The organism is Providencia sp. JGM181, assembly GCF_018257375.1.
GTDB classification, from domain to species: Bacteria; Pseudomonadota; Gammaproteobacteria; order Enterobacterales; family Enterobacteriaceae; genus Providencia; species Providencia lanzhouensis.
This window is the reverse complement of the sequence record NZ_JAERJY010000272.1, coordinates 1-1,230: the sequence shown is the minus strand read 5'-3', so window position 1 is coordinate 1,230 and position 1,230 is coordinate 1. Positions and strand designations below refer to the sequence as shown.

Below are 1,230 nucleotides of genomic sequence, written 5' to 3'. Positions count from 1 at the left end.
GTCCATATATGATGCTCTTGCATAAAAAGTAAAAGCCTATTTTAAGGCTTTTACTTTTTATTTTACTTCGAGCTCTGTTTTACTAATATAGGCGCTTTCCGCCTCTGTTTGCGATTTCACTCCACAAAACTACCCTATACGCAGTTTTATTCACCCATCTGCGAAAAACCATGTCACAGCCAGCTACATTAATGCAGCGATTCGGATTTGATTCTGATCGTTTACGCTTTGCAATGATCACCGCCTGCGCATCCATCCTCGCGCTATTTATTACTGAATATGCAGGACTTACCCACCCTCAATGGGCGGCTATGACTGTATGGGCATCCGCGCAACCTTGGCGTGAAAACTTATTAGAAAAAAGTTGGTGGCGTTTTGCAGGTACAGTTATCGGTGATGGTCGCACTGTTCGCATCCCTCGATTACCCCGCTAGGTTTATGAAAAACATCTTCACGGGACAATCTTTCGGAGCACTTGCCGCGTTGATTTGTACTTGGTGTCTATGGCCATTTGCATCATCATCATGGCAAATGACCTTATTCATTGTGCCCGTCATCATCAGTGGAATTTTGGTTTTTGCCCACAAAAAACTGATTTTAATTGCCTTTGATTACATCATGGTCTCTTTGATCTTACTGCAACCAAGCTACCCTTTTAACTTAAGTTTTCCAGAAAGCCTCGGTAATGCCATCGCCATTATTTGTGGACCATTAGTCGCGATGGGGGCTTTTTATTGGATTTATCCAACAAATCCGAAAAAACGTTACCAAAACCTTATTTTACTCAGTGAACAACAATTTAAATTGGGTCTTAATAAGATTATTACCGGACAAAAACCATCAACATCACAGATGAGCCATCGCCTATTTAGCGGGTTAATATTAGCGCGTAAAAGTGATTATCCATTTGATAGAACAATACAATTTTTTGCCGTTCGCCACGCTATTTGGCTCAATCTGATGCAAGTTTATAAACAGTTTTCTACCTCTGAATCACACAATCGAGCCCTAAAAGGACTCGTTTTACGTTTGCAGCACCCACAGCCTAATGTTGAAAAAATTCACCGCCTGTTGAAAACACTATTACGTAGACAACAAAACAGTGCTGAATTACGTCAATTGTATAATGATGTTCATCTCTACGTGCATTATTTAGAAACTAACAATTGAATATAAAAAATAACAATCAGCGAGAGATTGAAAACAATAAAATAAATTACCGTTCTAAAT

Annotated in this window: 2 protein-coding genes; both read left to right on the top strand. The window is 39.3% G+C overall.

Going from position 1 to position 1,230, the window contains the following annotated elements; all coding sequences use genetic code 11:
- The first annotated feature begins 170 nt into the window (after positions 1 to 170).
- Positions 171 to 434, top strand: a complete 264-nt coding sequence (locus JK188_RS17820; RefSeq protein WP_249215492.1) for an FUSC family protein — start codon at positions 171 to 173, stop codon at positions 432 to 434.
- Positions 376 to 1,170, top strand: coding sequence for an FUSC family protein (locus JK188_RS17460; protein ID WP_249215493.1), 795 nt, complete (start codon positions 376 to 378; stop codon positions 1,168 to 1,170). The genes JK188_RS17820 and JK188_RS17460 overlap by 59 nt, the downstream gene beginning before the upstream one ends.
- The last annotated feature ends 60 nt before the right edge of the window (positions 1,171 to 1,230 follow it).